Source organism: Nocardioides luti (genome assembly GCF_014212315.1).
Classification (GTDB): domain Bacteria; phylum Actinomycetota; class Actinomycetes; order Propionibacteriales; family Nocardioidaceae; genus Nocardioides; species Nocardioides luti.
On sequence record NZ_JACKXE010000002.1, the window covers coordinates 457,230 to 473,616 of the forward strand.

Sequence of the window (16,387 nt, forward strand, 5' to 3'; positions counted from 1 at the left end):
CGTTCACGGCGACCGGGACCGGAGCGAAGGAGCCCGCCATGCAAGCGATCACCCCCTGCCTGTGGTTCGACGACAACCTGGAGGAGGCGATGGAGCTCTACGTCAAGATCTTTCCGGACGCGGCGATCGGCACCGTGATCCGCACGGGCGAGGGCGGCCCGGTGCTGTCGGGCGACTGGACGATGAACGGCCAGACCTTCCGCGGGATCAACGGCGGCCCGATGTTCGCGCAGTTCACGGAGGCGATCTCGTTCAGCATCGACTGCGAGGACCAGGACGAGGTGGACTACTACTGGGAGAACCTCGCGGCCGGCGGGGAGTACAGCCAGTGCGGGTGGCTCAAGGACCGCTTCGGGCTGTCCTGGCAGGTCGTGCCGCGGCGGCTCTTCGAGCTGCACGCCGACCCGAATCCCGCTCGCGCCGCCGCCGCGATGCAGGCGATGATGGGGATGCAGAAGCTCGTCGTCGCCGAGCTCGAGGCCGCCGCCGACGCGGCCGCCCCTGCCTGACCTCCACTCGAGGAGCCGCGTGCGCGAGCAACCCGCCGAGCTGGGCGACGGTGAGGTCCTCGCGCTCGTGCAGGCCTCCTGGCCGGCCGCCGTCGACCGCGTCGAGCACCTGCCGGTCGGCTTCGGGGCGCACCACTGGCGCGCGACGGTCGGCGACCTGCCGGCGTACTTCGTCACCTACGACCGCTTCGGCGAGCGGCACTCGCCCGCGAGCCTGGAGGCGGCGTACGCCGGGGTGAGCGCGCTGTCCTTCGCGCTCGACTTCGCGGTCGCGCCGCTGCCGTCGGCCTCGGGCCGGTGCACGGTGCCGGTCGCGGGGGGCGCCCTGTCGGTGACCCTGTGGGTCGCCGGCGAGCGCGCCGGTGACGGCCCGCTCGCCAGCCGCGCCGACGCCGAGGAGAGCGCCCGCCAGCTCGCCCGGCTGCACGCGCGGCCGCCGGCCGCGTCGCTCCCCCGCTGGGCGCCGCTGGTGGGGCCGGACCTCGCCGACACGCTGGCCGCCCGGCTGGCGGACCCGTCCGTGTGGGACCTCGGGCCCTTCGGCGCGCGGGCCCGGGCCGCCCTGCAGACGCACCTCGACGACGTGGCGCGGTGGACGGCGGCGTACCACCGCCTCGCCGGCGAGGCCGCCGACCGCCCGTGGGTGCCGACCCACGGCGAGCCGCACACGCGCAACCTGGTCCGGACGCTGGCCGGGCCGCTGCGACTCGTCGACTGGGAGTCGCTGAAGGTCGCGCCGCGCGAGCGCGACCTGCGGACCCTGGTCGACTCGGGGCACGCCGACCTCGCGGACCCGCACGGGCCGATGCTCGAGCTCTTCGACCTGGAGTGGCGCCTCGACGAGGTCAGCCAGTACGCCGCGTGGTTCGCCGCACCGCACACCGGCAACGACTCCGACCGGGTTGCGGTCGAGGGGCTCGTCGAGGAGCTCGAGCGCCCGGAGTGGTCGCCGCCGGCCTGACGCGTCCCGGGTGCACGATGAGCCCATGTGGAGCGACCTGATGACGATGGGCACCTCGGTGCCCGACAAGCTCATCCGCACCGTGGCGGTGTACGTCGCCCTCGCGGTGCTGCTGCGCCTGGCCGGCAAGCGCGACCTCGCCCAGCTCAACACCTTCGACCTGGTCGTGATGCTGCTGGTCTCGAACGTCGTGCAGAACGCGATCATCGGACCCGACAACTCCCTGCTGGGCGGGGTCATCGGCGCGGCCGCCCTGCTCGCGGTCAACGCGGTCGTCGTCCGGCTCGCCGGGCGCACGCGCGTGTCCCGGGCGATCTTCGAGGGGACGCCCACGGTGCTGGCGCGCGACGGCGCCTGGGACCGCCACGCCCTGCGCCGCGAGGGGCTGCGCCTCGCCGACGTGGACGCCGGCATTCGCCGCCAGAACGCCACCGCGGTCGAGGACACCGAGACCGTCGTGCTGGAGGCCGGCGGCGCTCTCGTGGTCACGATGAAGGCGGCGTACCAGCCCACCACCCGGGCCGACCTGGACCGCCTCGAGGCCAAGCTCGACCGGCTGCTGGCGGCGGGCACCCCGCCCACCACGCCTGCGCGTCCCGCACCGTGACGACCGCCACAGCCTGCTACCCGTCGGTTGCGGTCTAGCCTGAGGAACGGTCCGTGGACTCCAGCAGGGAGCCGCGAGATGACACCGAGGAGCCCCACGATGAGTGCTGAGGAGACGGCGCCGTACGGCACCGGCCCGGCGAAGGCGACACCCGGCGGAGGTGCCTCGCTCAAGCGGGTCCGCACCCACCACCTGCGCGAGATGAAGCAGCGCAGCGAGAAGTTCACGATGCTCACCGCCTACGAGCAGTACGCAGCGCAGACGTTCGACGAGGCCGGCATCGACGTGCTGCTGGTCGGCGACTCCGCGAGCAACAACGTCTTCGCGAACGAGACCTCGCTGCCGGTCACCGTCGACGAGCTGATCCCGCTCGTGCGCGCCGTGACCCGCTCGGTCCGTCGCTCGCTGGTGGTCGCCGACCTCCCGTTCGGCAGCTACCAGGCCTCCCCCGAGCAGGCCTACCTCACGGCGGTCCGCTTCATGAAGGAGGCCAACGCGCACGCGGTGAAGCTCGAGGGCGGGCTGCCGATGGTGCCGCAGGTCCGCAAGCTGACCGAGGGCGGCATCCCGGTGATGGCGCACATCGGCTTCACCCCGCAGTCCGAGCACAACCTCGGCGGCTACCGCGTGCAGGGCCGCGGCGACGCCGCCGCGCAGGTGATCGAGGAGGCGCAGGCCCTGGAGGCGGCCGGCGCGTTCGCGGTCGTCATGGAGATGGTCCCCGGCGACGTCGCCGCCCAGGTCACGAAGTCCGTCGACATCCCGACCATCGGCATCGGCGCCGGCGTCGACTGCGACGGCCAGGTGCTGGTCTGGCAGGACGCCTTCGGCCTGCGCACCGGCCGGATGGCGAAGTTCGTCAAGCAGTACGCCGACCTCCACGGCGAGCTGCTCCGCGCCGCCCAGGAGTACGCCGCCGACGTCAAGGGCGGGACGTTCCCCGGGCCCGAGCACACCTTCTGAGGGGTCCGCGGGGTCTTCGGTCCCGGGGGCGGCTGGCGGACGTCATACGGACGGTGCCGGCGCTGGCTCCGTCCGTATGACGTCCCGGGGCGACCGGCGGACGTCATACGGACGGTGTCGGCGCTTGCTCCGTCCGCATGACGTCCGACGTCCACGAAGCGCCGTCAGTCCACCTCGAGGACGTGCAGCCGGGTGCCGGTGACGTAGGCGAGGAGGTGCCGGTCCGCGTCCGCCCCGGCGGGGACGCTGGTCCGTGGCCCGCCGAGCGCGACCCGGGCCGAGCCGTCGGGGCGGGCCAGCCGCAGCCGGCCGGATGCACCGGACCATGCCAGGAACCCGGCCCCCACCACGACCTCGGACGGGTAGCCGTCCGCGACGATCCGTCGCGTCGTACCTCGCCAGCGGGTCCACAACGAGACCGGGTCCGCGTTCTGCCGGCCCTCGTCGGCGCGCTCGGTCCAGGCGACGACACCGCCGGCGGCGCTGACCCGCATGCCCAGGCCGTCGGTGCTGAGCGAGCGCCCGTGTCCACGCGTCGCTCCCCAGCGGCGTACGTCGCCGGCCGGGAGCCCCCGCACCCGGCGGTCGGCGTACCGCACCAGCACGGCCCCGCCCCGGCTGGGCAGCACCTCGTAGACGTCGCGCACGTGCCGCCGCATGTCCTGCACCCGCGCCCCCGGTGTCCAGGTCCGCACCCGGACTCCCGCTGCCGGGTCGTCGGGATCCTCGAGCTCCTGCCACAGCACCCGACCGTCCGCTGCGCGCGGGAACGGCGCCGGGCTCGGCGTTCGGGACCCGGCCAACCGGGTCGTCCGACCGGTCCGCACCTCGACGGCCAGGACCCGCCAGGTCGTGACCGTGTCGGCGTCGTAAGCCGGCCGCGCCTGGTCTGCGAGCACCAGGTAGTGCCCGACCAGGTCCGCGCCCTCGATGCGACCGGGCGCGAACGTCGATCGGACCGTGCGCCGCGCACCCGTCCGCCAGTTCAGGACGGTGACGGTGTCGCCGGTGCCCTCGCCGTCCGCCGCGATCCGGGTCCACGAGACCCAGTTGCCGGAGACCTGCACTCCCACCACCCCGCGCGGCACCACTCGGTGACCGCCCACCTCCTGCACGTCCAGCGGCGGCTCGTCCACCGGCGGTGCGTCCGGAGACGGCTCATCGGACGAGGACTCAACAGCCGCCGCCGACCCGGCGGGCACCGCGTCCGACGGCCGACCGGAGGAGGAAGAGGCGGAGGCGGCGCCGGCCCCGCCGCCGTCGCAGGCCGTGACGCCCAGGGTGAGCAGGAGCGCCAAAACGGCCGCGGTCGAGGTGTGCATGCCGGTGGGACGCACCGGGGACGCGTTCGGTTGTGATCCCGGGGACGTCATGCGGTCGGTGTCGACCCCTGCTCCGTCCGTATGACGTCCCGGGGCCTCGTGCCGGCCGGGCGATCGACGTACGGTGAGTCACATGCGCTCCCTGCTGATCGCCCTCACCCTCGTGCTCGCCACCCCGACCGCGGCGCTCGCCAACCGCGGCAACGACGTCGTCGGGCCGGCGGTGCCGCAGTCGTACTACGACCGCGCCGCCACCCACGACTTCCGCGCCGCCCAGGCGGCGCGCGGTGAGCGGGGCGAGGCGGGCCAGCGCGCCGTGCCGCGCCTCAAGGTCACCACGATGATCAGCGGGCTCGACCACCCGTGGGACGTCCAGTCGATCGGCGCGGGACGCTTCCTCGTCACCGAGCGCGACTCCGCCCACCTGCTGATGTGGGACGGCAGCACGCACCGCGTGCGCTTCCCGAGCGGCCAGGTCTGGGTCTCGGGCGAGACCGGCCTGATGTCGCTGGCGATCGATCCGGAGTTCGCCGACACCGGCCGGTTCTACACCTGCCAGGGCGGCACCCGGGCCGGCGGCGGGCACGACGTCCGCGTCGTCGCCTGGACGCTCAACGCCGCGGCGACCCGGGCCACGAAGGTCAAGACGCTCGTCGGCGGCTTCCCCACCAGCACGGGTCGCCACGGCGGCTGCCGGCTGCTGATCACGCGCAACGGCTCGATGCTCGTCGGCACCGGCGACGCGGCGCAGGCCCCCAACCCGGAGAACAAGATGTCGCTCGGCGGCAAGACGCTGCGCCTCGACCGGTTCACCGGCCAGCCGTGGCCGGCCAACCCGTTCATCGGCAGCGACAACAAGCGCAAGCGGTACGTCCACACCTACGGCCACCGCAACGTCCAGGGCCTCGCCGAGCGCCGCGACGGCAGCCTGTGGTCGATCGAGCAGGGCACCTACCGCGACGACGAGGTCAACAAGCTCAAGGCCGGCGGGGACTACGGCTACAACCCGGGTCCGGGGTACGACGAGAGCGTGCCGATGACCGACCAGTCGCTGCCCGGCAAGCAGATCAACGCCCGCTGGCGCTCCGGCAACCCGACCAAGGCGACCTCCGGCGGCTCGTTCGTCTACGGCAAGCAGTGGGGCGCGCTCAGCGGCTCGCTGGTCGTCGGCGTCCTCAAGGACCAGGAGGCGCTCTTCCTGCAGTTCGGCCCCGCCGGGAAGCTGAAGAAGGTCCGCGTGCCCGACGCCCTCCAGCACTCGGGCCGGCTGCGCTCGGTCACCCAGATCCCGGGCGGCGACCTCCTCATCACCACCGACAACGGGTACGGCGAGGACGTCGTGCTGCGCGTCCACCCCCGCTGACAACCGGGAGCCACCTTCGCGCGTCGAACTGACACCACCCCGTCAGGAGACCGCCATGCACCGACCCCGCACCGCCCGTCTCGCGTCGCTCCTCGCGACCGCCGTGACCGGCGCCCTCGCCTGCACCCTCCTCGCCGCCGCCGCCCCCGCCGACGCCCTGCCGGCGTGGGAGGACCACGCGACCCACTGGTCGACCGACGCGAAGCGCCAGGCCCGCGTCGTCGACCTGCGCTACGCGACCCACGACACCTTCGACCGCGTCGTCGTCGACCTGCGCCGCGCGATCCCCCGCGGCAACGTGCGCTACCAGCGCCACTTCGCCTACGAGGGCTCCGGCGAGAGGGTCCCGATCCTGGGGCGGTCGGGCCTGCTGTTCTCGTTCCTCGACGCCGCCGGGCACACCTACCAGGGCCGAGACGTGTACGACGGCCCGTGGATCGCCCGTCCCCACCTCGACACCCTCAAGGCGCTCGCGATCACCTCCGACTTCGAGGGCGTGGTCGGGCTGGCCGTCGCCCTGAACCACCGGGCGGACTACCGGGTCTTCCGCCTCAGCAACCCGCGGCGCCTGGTGATCGACGTCCGCCACGAGTGAGAGCCGCTCAGGCCGACCAGTTGAGCAGCAGCGCCCCGCCCAGCACGGCCACGAACCAGAGCACGATCGCCACGACCGCCACCCAGGGCACCCACGTCGGGTGCAGGCTCCACCAGGCGATCGCGACGAAGGTCAGGAACGCCCACACGAGCAGCAGCAGCACGACCGCCCACCACGGGGCGACCAGCCCGCTCGCGGCGTACAGGAAGAAGGCGCACGCCATCCCCACCATGCCCACGAACGGCCACGGGGAGGTGGCGTTGCGGTTGAGACGCGTCGATCCGGGTCGGGACACCGACCGCTACTTGGCGTCGTTCCAGTTGGGGTCGTTGTCCCACTCCTGGTTGCGCTCCTCGGCCTTCTCGAGCGCGTGCGAGGCCTCCTCCTCGGAGGCGTAGGGCCCGAGGCGGTCGATCGGCGGGCAGATGTCCTCGCCCTGCTCGACCCGGGAGTGCTTCGTGCAGTACCAGTACTTGCTCATGTCCGGTGAAACTACACGCGACCCTAGAGTTGGACGCGTGAGTCCCCTCGCCACGCCCGTCCGCGCCCACACCGTCTCGCCCCGCCGCCCGGTCCCGCCGGAGATCCCGCGGCCGGAGTACGTCGACCGCCCGGCACCCGCGCCGTTCACCGGCAGCGAGGTCAAGGACGCCGAGACGATCGAGAAGATGCGGGCCGCCGGGCGACTGGCGGCGCAGGCCCGCGACCTGGTGGGGGCGGCCGTCGAGCCCGGCGTCACCACCGACGAGCTGGACCGGATCGGCCACGAGTTCCTCTGCGACCACGGCGCCTACCCCTCGACGCTCGGCTACCGCGGCTTCCCCAAGTCCCTGTGCTCGAGCGTCAACGAGGTGGTTTGCCACGGCATCCCCGACAGCCGCCGGATCGAGGACGGCGACATCGTCAACATCGACATCACGGCGTACCTCCACGGCGTGCACGGCGACACCAACGCCACCTTCCTCGCCGGCGACGTCGACGAGGAGTCGCGGCTGCTCGTCGAGCGGACCCGCGAGGCGCTCGCCCGCGGCATCAAGGCCGTGAAGCCCGGGCGCCGGATCAACGTGATCGGCCGCGTCATCGAGTCCTACGCCGCGCGGTTCGGGTACGGCGTGGTGCGCGACTTCACCGGCCACGGCATCGGCACGCACTTCCACAGCGGCCTGATCGTGCCGCACTACGACGACGCGGCCCACGACACGCTGATCGAGGTCGGCATGACCTTCACGATCGAGCCGATGCTCAACCTCGGCACGGCCGACTGGGTGATGTGGCCCGACGACTGGACGGTCGTCACGGGCGACCGGCGGCGCAGCGCGCAGTTCGAGCACACGCTGCTCGTCACCCCCACCGGCGCCGAGGTCCTCACCCTGCCCTGACGGGCTCCGCGCTCGCGTCGGGCGCCAGGTGCGCCACGGGCGTACGCCGCGAGCGCCGCAGGTGCGGCAGCACCACCCCCACGACGACCAGCAGGCCGCCGAGCACCTCGGGCAGCGCCGGCACCTCGCCCAGCACCAGCCACGCGGTCGTGATCCCGGTGACCGGCACCAGCAGCGAGAACGGCGCGACCGAGCTCGACGGGTGCCGGCGCAGCAGCGAGGTCCAGATCCCGCTGCCCACGACCGTCCCGACCAGCACGGTGTAGAGCAGGCCGAGGTCGGCCGGCCAGGCCTCCCGCGACAGCCCGGTGGCCAGCGCGTGACCGATCCGGCCGGGACCCTCGACGGCCAGCGAGAGCGCCAGCATCGGCAGCGGCGGCACCACGGTCATCCACATCATCAGCCGGAACGGCGAGTCCGCCTGCGCCTGCCGCGAGGCGATGTTGCCGCAGGCCCAGCCCAGCGCGCCGATCAGCACGAGCACCGTCGGGAGCAGCGAGACCACGAGGCCGCGGTACGCCGCGATCACGCCGAGCCCGCTGAGGGCGAGCGCGATCCCGATCCAGGCGGCCCGGGTCGGCCGCTCGCGCAGGAACACCGCGGCGATCAGCACCGTGAACGGCGCCGAGGCCTGCAGCACGAGCGAGGACAGCCCGACCGGCATGCCGGCCGCCAACCCGGCGTACAGGAAGACGAACTGCACGATGCCGAACCCCACGCCGTACCCGAGCAGCCAGCGCAGCGGCACCTGCGGCCGCGGCACGAGCAGCAGCGTCGGGACCGCGAGCACCGCGAAGCGCAGCGCGACCAGGAACATCGGCGGGTAGTGCCCCAGCGAGGCGTGGATCGCCAGGAAGTTCACGCCCCAGCACACCGAGACCAGGATCGCGAGCAGGACGTCGCGGCGGGGCATGTGCCGCAGGGGGGCAGTCGTCGGTGAGCTCACGGGACGATCCTCCCGCGGCCGATCGTGAAGTTCCATCGAGAGTTCCGCGACGGACTGTGTAGCGTCGCTTCATGGACCTGCACCGCCTCGCCCTGCTGCGCGACCTGCGCCGGCTCGGCACCGTGACCGCGGTGGCGCGGGCCGCGCACGTCACGCCGACCGCGGTCTCCCAGCAGCTCAAGAAGCTCGAGCGCGAGGCCGGGGCCGCCCTGGTCCGCCGGGTCGGCCGCGGGCTCGAGCTCACCGACGCCGGCGTCGTGCTCTGCGACGCCTCCGACCACGTCGAGGTCGCCCTGGCCCGGGTCCAGGCGACCTGGGACTCGTGGCGCGGCGAGGTCGGCGGCACGGTCCGGCTGAGCATCTTCCCGACCGCCGCGCAGGGTCTGCTGCCCGGCCTGCTCGACCGGCTCGCGGCGCACCCCGGCCTCGCGCTCGAGGTGGTCGAGGCGGACCTCCACGGCGACGAGTACGCCGTGCACACCGACCGCGTGGACGTCGTCGTCGGCCACCGCGCGGGCGTCGACGGCCGCTGGGACCCCGAGGCCTGGGCCCGCCGCGGCGTGCACGTCGTCCCCCTCGTCGACGAGCCGCTGGACGTCGCCCTGCCGCCCGACCACCCGCTCCTCGCGAGCGGCGACCTCGTCGCCGTCCAGCCCGGACAGCTCGCCGACGAGTCCTGGGTCGGCGTCCCGGAGGCCTGGCCGTTCGACCGGGCGCTCGAGGACTGGTTCGCGGCCGCCGGGCTGCGTCCGCGGATCGGGCTGCGGTTCACCGACCTGCGCGCCCAGGAGGCCCTGGTGGTGGGCGGGCACGGCCCGGCCCTGCTCCCACGGTTCGCGACCGACGACCGCGACGGCGCCCGGCTGCGGCTGGTCCCGACCGCGGGCCTGACGCAGTACCGCCACGTCGCGGCGCTGGCCCGCTCCGACCGCGCCGAGCGGGTCGCCGTGCGCGTCGTGCTGGAGGCGCTGCGCGCGCAGGGGCGGGTGTACGCCGGGGCGTGAGACGTCCCGCGTCGCGTCACCCCGCTGCAACACGTTCTTTGTAGGGTCACGGACATGAACGCGATGTTCGAGGGCTACGGCTCCCGGGGACCGGCCTACGACGAGATGTTCGACGGCGACGACCTGCGCTCGCCGTACCTCCGTCTCCGCAGCTCCCTGCAGACGATGACCACGCCAGACCTGGTGAGCCGCGTGGAGGCCCTGCAGGCCAGCTACCTCGACCAGGGCGTGACCTTCGACATCGGCGGCGAGGAGCGGGCGTTCCCGCTCGACATCCTCCCGCGCGTCATCGAGATGGACACCTGGTCGCAGATCGACGCCGGCGTCCAGCAGCGGGTGCGCACGCTCGAGGCCTTCCTCGCCGACGTGTACGACGCCGGGCAGGTCTTCGACGACGGCGTGATCCCGCGCCAGGTGATCGCCACGTCGTCGCACTACCACCGCGAGGCCGCCAACGTCCGGCCCCCGAACGGCGTCCGCGTGCACGTGTCCGGCATCGACCTGATCCGCGACAACGCCGGCGAGTTCCGCGTCCTCGAGGACAACGTCCGGGTGCCGTCCGGAGTGTCCTACGTGATGACCAACCGGCGCGCGATCTCGGCGGCGTTGCCCGAGACGATCGCCGAGCACCGGATCCGCCCCGTCGCGGGCTACCCCCAGCGGCTGCTGACCGCGCTGCGCGCCGCGGCTCCGGCCGGTGTGGTCGACCCGACCGTGGTGGTGCTGACGCCCGGCGTCTACAACGGCGCCTACTTCGAGCACGCGCTGCTGGCCCGGACCATGGGCGTGGAGCTCGTCGAGGGCCGCGACCTCGAGTGCCAGCGCGGCCGCGTGATGATGCGGACCACCAAGGGTCTCGAGCCGGTGCACGTGATCTACCGCCGCATCGACGACGAGTTCCTCGACCCGGTGCACTTCCGCGCCGACTCGGTGCTCGGCTGCCCCGGCATGATCGACGCGGCCCGCGCCGGCAACGTGACCCTCGCCAACGCGGTCGGCAACGGCGTCGCCGACGACAAGCTCGTCTACACCTACCTGCCGGACCTGATCCGCTACTACCTCCACGAGGAGCCGGTGCTCAAGAACGTCGACACCTGGCGGCTCGGGGACGCCGAGGCCCGCGAGGAGGTGCTCGACCGGCTCGACGAGCTCGTCCTCAAGCCGGTCGACGGCTCCGGCGGCAAGGGCATCGTGATCGGCCCCCGGGCCACGAGGGCGGAGCTCGACGAGCTGCGCACCAAGGTGCTCGCCGACCCGCGCTCCTGGATCGCCCAGCCCGTCGTCCAGCTCTCCACCGTACCGACCTTCGTCGACGGGCGGCTCGGACCGCGGCACGTCGACCTGCGGCCGTTCGCCGTCAACGACGGCAACCGCGTCTGGGTGCTGCCCGGCGGCCTGACCCGCGTCGCCCTCGCCGAGGGCGAGCTCATCGTGAACTCCTCGCGCGGTGGCGGCTCCAAGGACACCTGGGTGCTCGCCGGCCCGACCGGGGGCAAGGCCGCGGTGCCCGAGCCCGTCGACGAGGCCGAGGCCGCGCCCGACCCCGGGTCCCAGCCATCCCCCGACGTACCCATCCCGCCGGCGCAGCCGGCCGGCACCGCGCTGAGCGAGATGAGCCAGCAGCAGGACCAGCAGCAGCAGGGAGCGAGCCGCTCGTTCGTCGAGCCAGTCGAGACGCCCACGGACGGAGACCACGCATGCTGAGCCGGATCGCCGAGTCGATGTTCTGGATCGGCCGCTACGTCGAGCGCGCGGAGGACACCGCCCGCATCCTCGACGTGCAGGTCCAGCTGCTGCTCGAGGACGCCACCATCGAGGAGGAGGCGACCTGCCGGGCGCTGCTCTCGATCATGGGCGTCGAGGACCAGCCCGACCACGTGGACACCTCCCTGGTGCTCGACCAGCTGGCCTACAACCTCGACTCCCCCGTCTCGATCGCCTCGGCGCTGGCGGCCGCCCGCGAGAGTGCCCGCCGCGCCCGCGAGACGCTGTCGGTGCCGATGTGGGAGGCCATCAACACGACCTACCGCGCCCTGCCCTCCGGCGTCTTCCACGGCATGCGACCCCCCGGGATCTTCCAGTGGGTGCGCGAGCGGGCGGCCCTCATCAACGGCACCGCCGACGCCACGATGACCCGTGACGAGGGCTGGCAGTTCATGATGCTCGGCCGCTGCGTGGAGCGCGCCGACATGACCTCGCGCCTGGTCGCGACGGCGGCGGTCTCGGCCAACACCGGGGCCCCGTGGACCAGCACCCTGCGGGCGTGCGGCGCCTACGAGGCCTTCCTGCGGACCTACCGAGGCCTGGAGACCGAGCGCGGGGCCGCCGAGTTCCTGCTGCTCGACCGGCTCTTCCCGCGGTCGGTGGTCTTCGCGCTCAACCGCGCGGAGCTGTGCCTCGACAACCTCGACTCGGGCGGCCAGCGCGCCGGCTTCCAGAACGAGGCGCAGCGGCTGCTCGGCCGGATGCGCGCCGAGCTCGAGTACCGCTCGCTCAACGACGTCGTCGCGGACCTCCCCCACGAGATGGAGCGCCTGCAGCGCACCTGCGCGCAGGCGACCGAGGCCGTGACCCGGCGCTACTTCGCGGGTGCGGAGCACCTGACCTGGCAGGGAGTTCTCTGATGCAACTCAGGATCGTGCACACGACGTCGTTCGAGTACGACGGCAAGGCGGTCGCGTCGTACAACACGGCGCGGATGACGCCGCAGACCACGCCGGAGCAGATCGCCGTCCACACCCGGCTGGAGATCACGCCGAAGCCGTGGACCTACAGCTACCGCGACTACTTCGGGACGGCGGTGACGGCCTTCCAGGTGCTCGACCCGCACGAGGCGATGGTCGTGACCGCGAACTCCACCGTCCAGACCAACCGCCCGCCGACGCCGCCCGCGGCGATCGGCTGGGAGGAGCTGGCCGAGCGCGAGGTCGCGGACCGGTGGACGGAGTACCTCACCCTCCCGGAGCTGGTCGCTCCCCCGGCCGACTTCGCCACCCGGGTCCGTGCGATCGGCGAGGCCGCCGCCCTGCCCGGCGACGCGGCCCGCGAGATCTGCGCGTTGGTGCACGACGAGGTCGAGTACATCCCCGGCTCCACCGACGTGAAGTCCAACGCCGCCGAGGTCTGGCAGCAGCGCTCCGGCGTCTGCCAGGACATGGTCCACCTGGTCCTCGGCGGGCTGCGCACGCTGGGCATCCCGGCGCGCTACGTGTCCGGCTACTTCCACCCGCAGCCGGCACCGCGCGTCGGCGAGACCGTCCGCGCCGAGTCGCACGCCTGGGTGGAGTGGTGGGACCACGGCTGGCACCCCTTCGACCCGACCAACCACCACGAGCCGTGCGACCGGTACGTCGTCGTGGCCACCGGTCGCGACTACGAGGACGTCAAGCCGCTCGCCGGGATCTACTCCGGCACGGCCACGTCCACGATGAGCGTCGACGTGGAGGTCACCCGGCTGGGCTGAGCGGGCTCAGACGAGGTCGTCGAAGCCCTTCTCGCCGCGCTCGGCCATCCGGCGCTCCACACGCAGGACGGCGAGCTCGTGCTCGGGGTCGCCGGTCATCGCGGCGGCCAGCCGCAGGTGCGGCAGCGCCTCCTTCAGGCGGGACTGGCGCTCGAGGCTGCGGCCGAGCGCGTGCCGCGCCCAGTCGTCGTCCGGGTTCTCCTCGACCAGCGCCCGGAGCTCGTCCTCGGCGCGGGTCAACCGCGCGCCGATGAGGTAGGCCCAGGCCCGCAGCGCCCGCAGCCCGGTGTTGCCGGGCTCCTTCTCGAGCGCGGGCTCCAGCAGCTCGAGGGCCTCGCGCGGGGCGCGCCGGCTGAGCAGGTCGTGGGCGGCGCGGTACGCCGTCTCGGGGCCGCGCTGGCCGGGGAAGACGACCGGTGGCGCGGTCACGGGGGTGCTGTCGTCGTACATGTCCATGTCAACGCTCCTCGCCCGGTCGGGATTCCGCGGTCCTCACGCTACGCTTCGCGTGCGAATGGGCTGGCCGGGCGACCGCGTCGCCGTACCCCCGGGTGCGGTGCCGAGGAAGGTCCGGGCTCCACAGAGCGAGGTGGTGGGTAACCCCCACCCGGGGCAACCCGCGGGACAGTGCCACAGAGAACAGACCGCCGCCCGGCTCCGGCCGGGAGGTAAGGGTGAAACGGTGGAGTAAGAGCCCACCAGCGATCCGGGTGACCGGATCGGCTCGGCAAACCCCACCTGGAGCAAGGTCAAGAAGTCCGGCGCCTTCGGGCATCGGACGCGCGCACGTCCGAGGGCTGCTCGCCCGAGTGCGCGGGTAGACCGCTGGAGGCTGTCGGCAACGGCAGTCGTAGATGGATGGTCGCCCCCCGGCTCGCCGGGGACAGAACCCGGCCTACAGGCCAGCCCATTCGCCACACCCCCTCTCATCTGCTTCCCGGCCTGAGCATGGTTACCGGGCAGGACGTAGCAAACTTCCTAGGTCGGAGCGACAGTGCGACTGTCGCCCTGGCCGGGGAACACGTCACCATCGTCACCGCGATGGCCCGCAGCTACACCCGAGACCGAGGCTTCGACGGGGCCGACCCATTCGACGACGTGGCCGCAGTGATCACTACCGCGACCGCACGACTCCTGGCCAACCCCGGACAGGTCGGAAACACCGCAGGACCGTTCACTGTCGCGGGAGGCTTCACCGGCTGGTCGCTGCCTGAGACGTTTGTCCTCAACCGCTACCGCAAGCGCACACAATGACGCCGCGGGGCAGGTATCGCGAAACCAGCCGGAGCACCGAGCCAGAGTCAGAAGTCACCCAACGAGAACCCCACCGCGAACTCTTTCTTCCTCAACTCATCTTGGGAGTAGCTGAGGTCCCCGCGATCGGCAAGTTCGACCGAGTAATACGTGGACGGCTCAATGTCCGCCTCGAAGTAGAGAAGGCACAAAAGTCCTTCGCCCGACTCCAAGAAGTCGCGGAGTTCATCAACGGCAGCCGCCAGGTCTTCCTTCTCAGTCAGACCGATGGCGTTCGACCCCCAATCCGCGCGGACTACGTCCTCGAGGTTCGCCTCCGTCACGTTGACAACATTCCCCGTACCAACGATCTCGTCTGACTTCCCTTTAACCGATAGGCGCATGCCCTCGCCGAAGTCCGAGTACCCTCCTGTGCCCTTGCAGTCGTCCCAGGAACCCTCGACCGACCCGTCCGGATCGAACAGGATGGCAGTGCCACGGAGAGTGTCCCCGCTAGCCTTCTCATCTCCGCTATTTGCACCAAGCAGGAGGGTCGCAGCGATGCCGATCCCTGCTACGAGGACAACTACCGCCAGCCCGATCACCAAAAGCTTCGTGTTCAACTGCGCCGGAGCACTTTGCGGCGCCACATTGGGCGACGATGTCGCCCCCGCGCCATATGGGGCCGGTGGCAGAACCGGGGCTGGCGCGGCGGGCGCTTGGACGGGCGCCGCCGGGGCGCTCTCGGAACTATCGGCCAAGGGCTGTCCGCACGTACTGCAAAATGCGGCCGTGTCCTCGTTCTGGTGGCCTTGCGGGCACATCTTCATCGTTTGACCAATCGTCGAGTTGTTCCGTTAGCGGCGCGGTAGAGGACGGTACGTCAGCCGAGCCGAATCTGTGCCGAAAAACAGGAACTTGCCCGTCCGCATCCACGCCGCGCGGTGGGTCCTTGGATACCCGCTTCGCCTGCCTCGGAAGGAGGCCGCTCGGAGACAGGGCGCGTGTGATGCGCGCGCCACACGCGGAGGGGGCTCATCAGTCCGCAGAGAGTCCGCAGAATGTTCACAAACGGTCATCGCCGCTCAACGGTCGCGAGTGGCTTCTGTGCAGGTCAGCGCGATTTGCCATCGTTTTTCAACGATCAGGGATCACGTGAGGCCATTCCCCGGCCTACAGGCCAGCCCATTCGCCCCTCCGCAGGGTGCCGCCCTGCTCAGCGCCCGGCCTGCAGCTTCAGCCCGGCGAGGAGCAGGTCGAGCCCGGCGCGGAACTGCTCGGTGTCGTCGTGCCCCTCGAACTCGTCGACGACGTGGTGGAGGAAGGGGAACTCGGCGGCGTCGAGGTCGCGCCACTGCTGCACGAAGCGACCGAGGTACTCCTCGCGCCCCACGGTGCCGTCGGCGACCTCCTGCGGCGGCTGCTGCCCCAGGTCGGCCGCGATCCCGATGACGAAGCCGAGCAGCGCGGAGACCGCGTGGAAGCTCTGCCGCGGCGTGAGCCCCAGCCGCAGCACCTGCTGCCCCAGCCGCTCGTAGAGCGCCAGGGCGTTGGGCTGCACGCCCGTGTCGCGCATGAAGTACGCCGCGAGCCAGGGGCGGGCCGCGATCGCGTCGAAGAGCGTGATCGCCATCGACCGGAGGCCGTCGATCGGGTCCTCGGCGTCGACCAGGCGCTCGGTGTCGGCGAGCACCCCGACCAGGACGTGGTCGCTCGCGCGGTCGAGCAGCTCGTCCTTGTTGGCGACGTACCAGTAGATGCTCGCGGCCCCGCCGCCGAGCCGCGCGGCCAGGGCCCGGAAGGTCAGGGCCGAGTCGCCGGCCTCGTCGAGCAGCGCCACCGCCTCGCCGATCACCGCCTCCAGGGAGTGGGTGGCGCGGCGCCGGCCGTCGCGCTCCGGGCTCGTCCGGGTCCGGGTCCGTCGCGGTGCCGTGCCTGCCATGTGCGCCATTCCATCACCTCGGTGCCGGTCGTCGTCTTGCGCGATCATCGAACAACGTTCTATCGTCTCGAACATCGTACGATACTCGTACATCGTTCGA

General features: G+C 72.2%; 19 protein-coding genes and 1 other RNA gene. 13 read left to right on the forward strand and 7 right to left on the reverse strand.

Features of this window, described 5'->3' with window-relative positions:
* Window positions 1-38 precede the first annotated feature (38 nt).
* From H5V45_RS21200 to panB, 4 genes are all read left to right on the forward strand, one after another.
* Window positions 39-509 carry a VOC family protein gene (locus tag H5V45_RS21200; protein ID WP_185255062.1) on the forward strand — a complete coding sequence of 157 codons (471 nt, stop codon included), beginning with the start codon at window positions 39-41 and terminating at the stop codon, window positions 507-509.
* A 19-nt stretch (window positions 510-528) separates the two neighbouring features.
* Window positions 529-1,470, forward strand: a complete 942-nt coding sequence (locus H5V45_RS21205; RefSeq protein ID WP_185255063.1) for a phosphotransferase — start codon at window positions 529-531, stop codon at window positions 1,468-1,470.
* A gap of 25 nt (window positions 1,471-1,495) precedes the next feature.
* The gene (locus H5V45_RS21210) at window positions 1,496-2,077 is read left to right on the forward strand and encodes a DUF421 domain-containing protein (RefSeq protein WP_185255064.1); all 582 of its coding nucleotides are present in this window, start codon (window positions 1,496-1,498) and stop codon (window positions 2,075-2,077) included.
* Between the two features lie 99 nt (window positions 2,078-2,176).
* Complete coding sequence (gene panB, locus H5V45_RS21215; RefSeq protein ID WP_185255065.1) at window positions 2,177-3,040, forward strand: 3-methyl-2-oxobutanoate hydroxymethyltransferase; 864 nt, start codon at window positions 2,177-2,179, stop codon at window positions 3,038-3,040.
* A 164-nt stretch (window positions 3,041-3,204) separates the two neighbouring features.
* Here panB and H5V45_RS21220 read toward each other — a convergent pair whose 3' ends face one another.
* Window positions 3,205-4,377 carry a hypothetical protein gene (locus tag H5V45_RS21220; RefSeq protein WP_185255066.1) on the reverse strand — a complete coding sequence of 391 codons (1,173 nt, stop codon included), beginning with the start codon at window positions 4,375-4,377 and terminating at the stop codon, window positions 3,205-3,207.
* Between the two features lie 118 nt (window positions 4,378-4,495).
* On the opposite strand from H5V45_RS21220, the gene H5V45_RS21225 reads away from it, so the two are divergent.
* Window positions 4,496-5,725: a PQQ-dependent sugar dehydrogenase gene (locus H5V45_RS21225; RefSeq protein WP_185255067.1), complete on the forward strand. Its 1,230-nt coding sequence runs from the start codon at window positions 4,496-4,498 to the stop codon at window positions 5,723-5,725.
* A 55-nt stretch (window positions 5,726-5,780) separates the two neighbouring features.
* The gene (locus H5V45_RS21230; RefSeq protein ID WP_185255068.1) at window positions 5,781-6,320 is read left to right on the forward strand and encodes an AMIN-like domain-containing (lipo)protein; all 540 of its coding nucleotides are present in this window, start codon (window positions 5,781-5,783) and stop codon (window positions 6,318-6,320) included.
* Window positions 6,321-6,327: 7 nt separating this feature from the next.
* Here the strand turns inward: H5V45_RS21230 and H5V45_RS21235 are convergent, their stop codons facing one another.
* The gene (locus H5V45_RS21235; RefSeq protein WP_185255069.1) at window positions 6,328-6,615 is read right to left on the reverse strand and encodes a hypothetical protein; all 288 of its coding nucleotides are present in this window, start codon (window positions 6,613-6,615) and stop codon (window positions 6,328-6,330) included.
* 6 nt (window positions 6,616-6,621) lie between these two features.
* Window positions 6,622-6,801 (reverse strand): hypothetical protein, encoded by a 180-nt coding sequence (locus H5V45_RS21240; protein ID WP_185255070.1) that lies wholly within the window; start codon window positions 6,799-6,801, stop codon window positions 6,622-6,624.
* A 37-nt stretch (window positions 6,802-6,838) separates the two neighbouring features.
* Here H5V45_RS21240 and map point away from each other — a divergent pair, with 37 nt between their 5' ends.
* On the forward strand, window positions 6,839-7,699 hold the full coding sequence (gene map / locus H5V45_RS21245; protein ID WP_425491473.1) for a type I methionyl aminopeptidase: 861 nt from the start codon (window positions 6,839-6,841) through the stop codon (window positions 7,697-7,699).
* Here the strand turns inward: map and H5V45_RS21250 are convergent.
* Entirely contained in the window at window positions 7,686-8,645 is a 960-nt protein-coding gene (locus H5V45_RS21250; RefSeq protein WP_221634674.1) for an EamA family transporter, read from the reverse strand. The genes map and H5V45_RS21250 overlap by 14 nt on opposite strands.
* A gap of 71 nt (window positions 8,646-8,716) precedes the next feature.
* Here H5V45_RS21250 and H5V45_RS21255 point away from each other — a divergent pair, with 71 nt between their 5' ends.
* The 4 genes from H5V45_RS21255 to H5V45_RS21270 are packed head-to-tail and all read left to right on the forward strand — an operon-like array spanning window position 8,717 to window position 13,112.
* Window positions 8,717-9,649 carry a LysR family transcriptional regulator gene (locus tag H5V45_RS21255; RefSeq protein ID WP_185255072.1) on the forward strand — a complete coding sequence of 311 codons (933 nt, stop codon included), beginning with the start codon at window positions 8,717-8,719 and terminating at the stop codon, window positions 9,647-9,649.
* A 54-nt stretch (window positions 9,650-9,703) separates the two neighbouring features.
* Window positions 9,704-11,353, forward strand: coding sequence for a circularly permuted type 2 ATP-grasp protein (locus H5V45_RS21260; RefSeq protein WP_185255073.1), 1,650 nt, complete (start codon window positions 9,704-9,706; stop codon window positions 11,351-11,353).
* Window positions 11,347-12,273, forward strand: coding sequence for an alpha-E domain-containing protein (locus tag H5V45_RS21265; RefSeq protein ID WP_185255074.1), 927 nt, complete (start codon window positions 11,347-11,349; stop codon window positions 12,271-12,273). The genes H5V45_RS21260 and H5V45_RS21265 overlap by 7 nt, the downstream gene beginning before the upstream one ends.
* The gene (locus tag H5V45_RS21270; protein WP_185255075.1) at window positions 12,273-13,112 is read left to right on the forward strand and encodes a transglutaminase family protein; all 840 of its coding nucleotides are present in this window, start codon (window positions 12,273-12,275) and stop codon (window positions 13,110-13,112) included. Before H5V45_RS21265 ends, H5V45_RS21270 begins: the two co-directional genes overlap by 1 nt.
* Before the next feature lie 6 nt (window positions 13,113-13,118).
* Here H5V45_RS21270 and H5V45_RS21275 read toward each other — a convergent pair whose 3' ends face one another.
* Window positions 13,119-13,568: a tetratricopeptide repeat protein gene (locus H5V45_RS21275; RefSeq protein ID WP_221634675.1), complete on the reverse strand. Its 450-nt coding sequence runs from the start codon at window positions 13,566-13,568 to the stop codon at window positions 13,119-13,121.
* Window positions 13,569-13,627: 59 nt separating this feature from the next.
* On the opposite strand from H5V45_RS21275, the gene rnpB reads away from it, so the two are divergent.
* Both rnpB and H5V45_RS21285 read left to right on the forward strand, forming a co-directional pair.
* Window positions 13,628-14,026: RNase P RNA component class A (gene rnpB, locus H5V45_RS21280), an RNA gene on the forward strand.
* Between the two features lie 127 nt (window positions 14,027-14,153).
* Window positions 14,154-14,366 carry a hypothetical protein gene (locus H5V45_RS21285; RefSeq protein WP_221634676.1) on the forward strand — a complete coding sequence of 71 codons (213 nt, stop codon included), beginning with the start codon at window positions 14,154-14,156 and terminating at the stop codon, window positions 14,364-14,366.
* A 47-nt stretch (window positions 14,367-14,413) separates the two neighbouring features.
* On the opposite strand, the gene H5V45_RS21290 is transcribed toward H5V45_RS21285, so the two are convergent.
* Window positions 14,414-14,950, reverse strand: a complete 537-nt coding sequence (locus H5V45_RS21290; RefSeq protein WP_185255077.1) for a hypothetical protein — start codon at window positions 14,948-14,950, stop codon at window positions 14,414-14,416.
* Window positions 14,951-15,561: 611 nt separating this feature from the next.
* A complete protein-coding gene (locus tag H5V45_RS21295) occupies window positions 15,562-16,287 on the reverse strand; it encodes a TetR/AcrR family transcriptional regulator (protein WP_246416632.1) in 726 nt (241 codons plus the stop codon).
* Between the last annotated feature and the right edge of the window lie 100 nt (window positions 16,288-16,387).

Excerpts from the sequence above, each read along its gene's own strand:
- H5V45_RS21295 (WP_246416632.1), bottom strand. The coding sequence starts at position 16,287 with ATGGCAGGCACGGCACCGCGACGGACCCGGACCCGGACGAGCCCGGAG.
- H5V45_RS21270 (WP_185255075.1), top strand. The coding sequence starts at position 12,273 with ATGCAACTCAGGATCGTGCACACGACGTCGTTCGAGTACGACGGCAAG.
- H5V45_RS21285 (WP_221634676.1), top strand. The coding sequence starts at position 14,154 with ATGGCCCGCAGCTACACCCGAGACCGAGGCTTCGACGGGGCCGACCCA.
- panB (WP_185255065.1), top strand. The coding sequence starts at position 2,177 with ATGAGTGCTGAGGAGACGGCGCCGTACGGCACCGGCCCGGCGAAGGCG.
- H5V45_RS21210 (WP_185255064.1), top strand. The coding sequence starts at position 1,496 with ATGTGGAGCGACCTGATGACGATGGGCACCTCGGTGCCCGACAAGCTC.
- H5V45_RS21200 (WP_185255062.1), top strand. The coding sequence starts at position 39 with ATGCAAGCGATCACCCCCTGCCTGTGGTTCGACGACAACCTGGAGGAG.
- H5V45_RS21260 (WP_185255073.1), top strand. The coding sequence starts at position 9,704 with ATGAACGCGATGTTCGAGGGCTACGGCTCCCGGGGACCGGCCTACGAC.
- H5V45_RS21240 (WP_185255070.1), bottom strand. The coding sequence starts at position 6,801 with ATGAGCAAGTACTGGTACTGCACGAAGCACTCCCGGGTCGAGCAGGGC.
- H5V45_RS21255 (WP_185255072.1), top strand. The coding sequence starts at position 8,717 with ATGGACCTGCACCGCCTCGCCCTGCTGCGCGACCTGCGCCGGCTCGGC.
- H5V45_RS21225 (WP_185255067.1), top strand. The coding sequence starts at position 4,496 with ATGCGCTCCCTGCTGATCGCCCTCACCCTCGTGCTCGCCACCCCGACC.
- H5V45_RS21275 (WP_221634675.1), bottom strand. The coding sequence starts at position 13,568 with ATGGACATGTACGACGACAGCACCCCCGTGACCGCGCCACCGGTCGTC.
- H5V45_RS21265 (WP_185255074.1), top strand. The coding sequence starts at position 11,347 with ATGCTGAGCCGGATCGCCGAGTCGATGTTCTGGATCGGCCGCTACGTC.
- H5V45_RS21230 (WP_185255068.1), top strand. The coding sequence starts at position 5,781 with ATGCACCGACCCCGCACCGCCCGTCTCGCGTCGCTCCTCGCGACCGCC.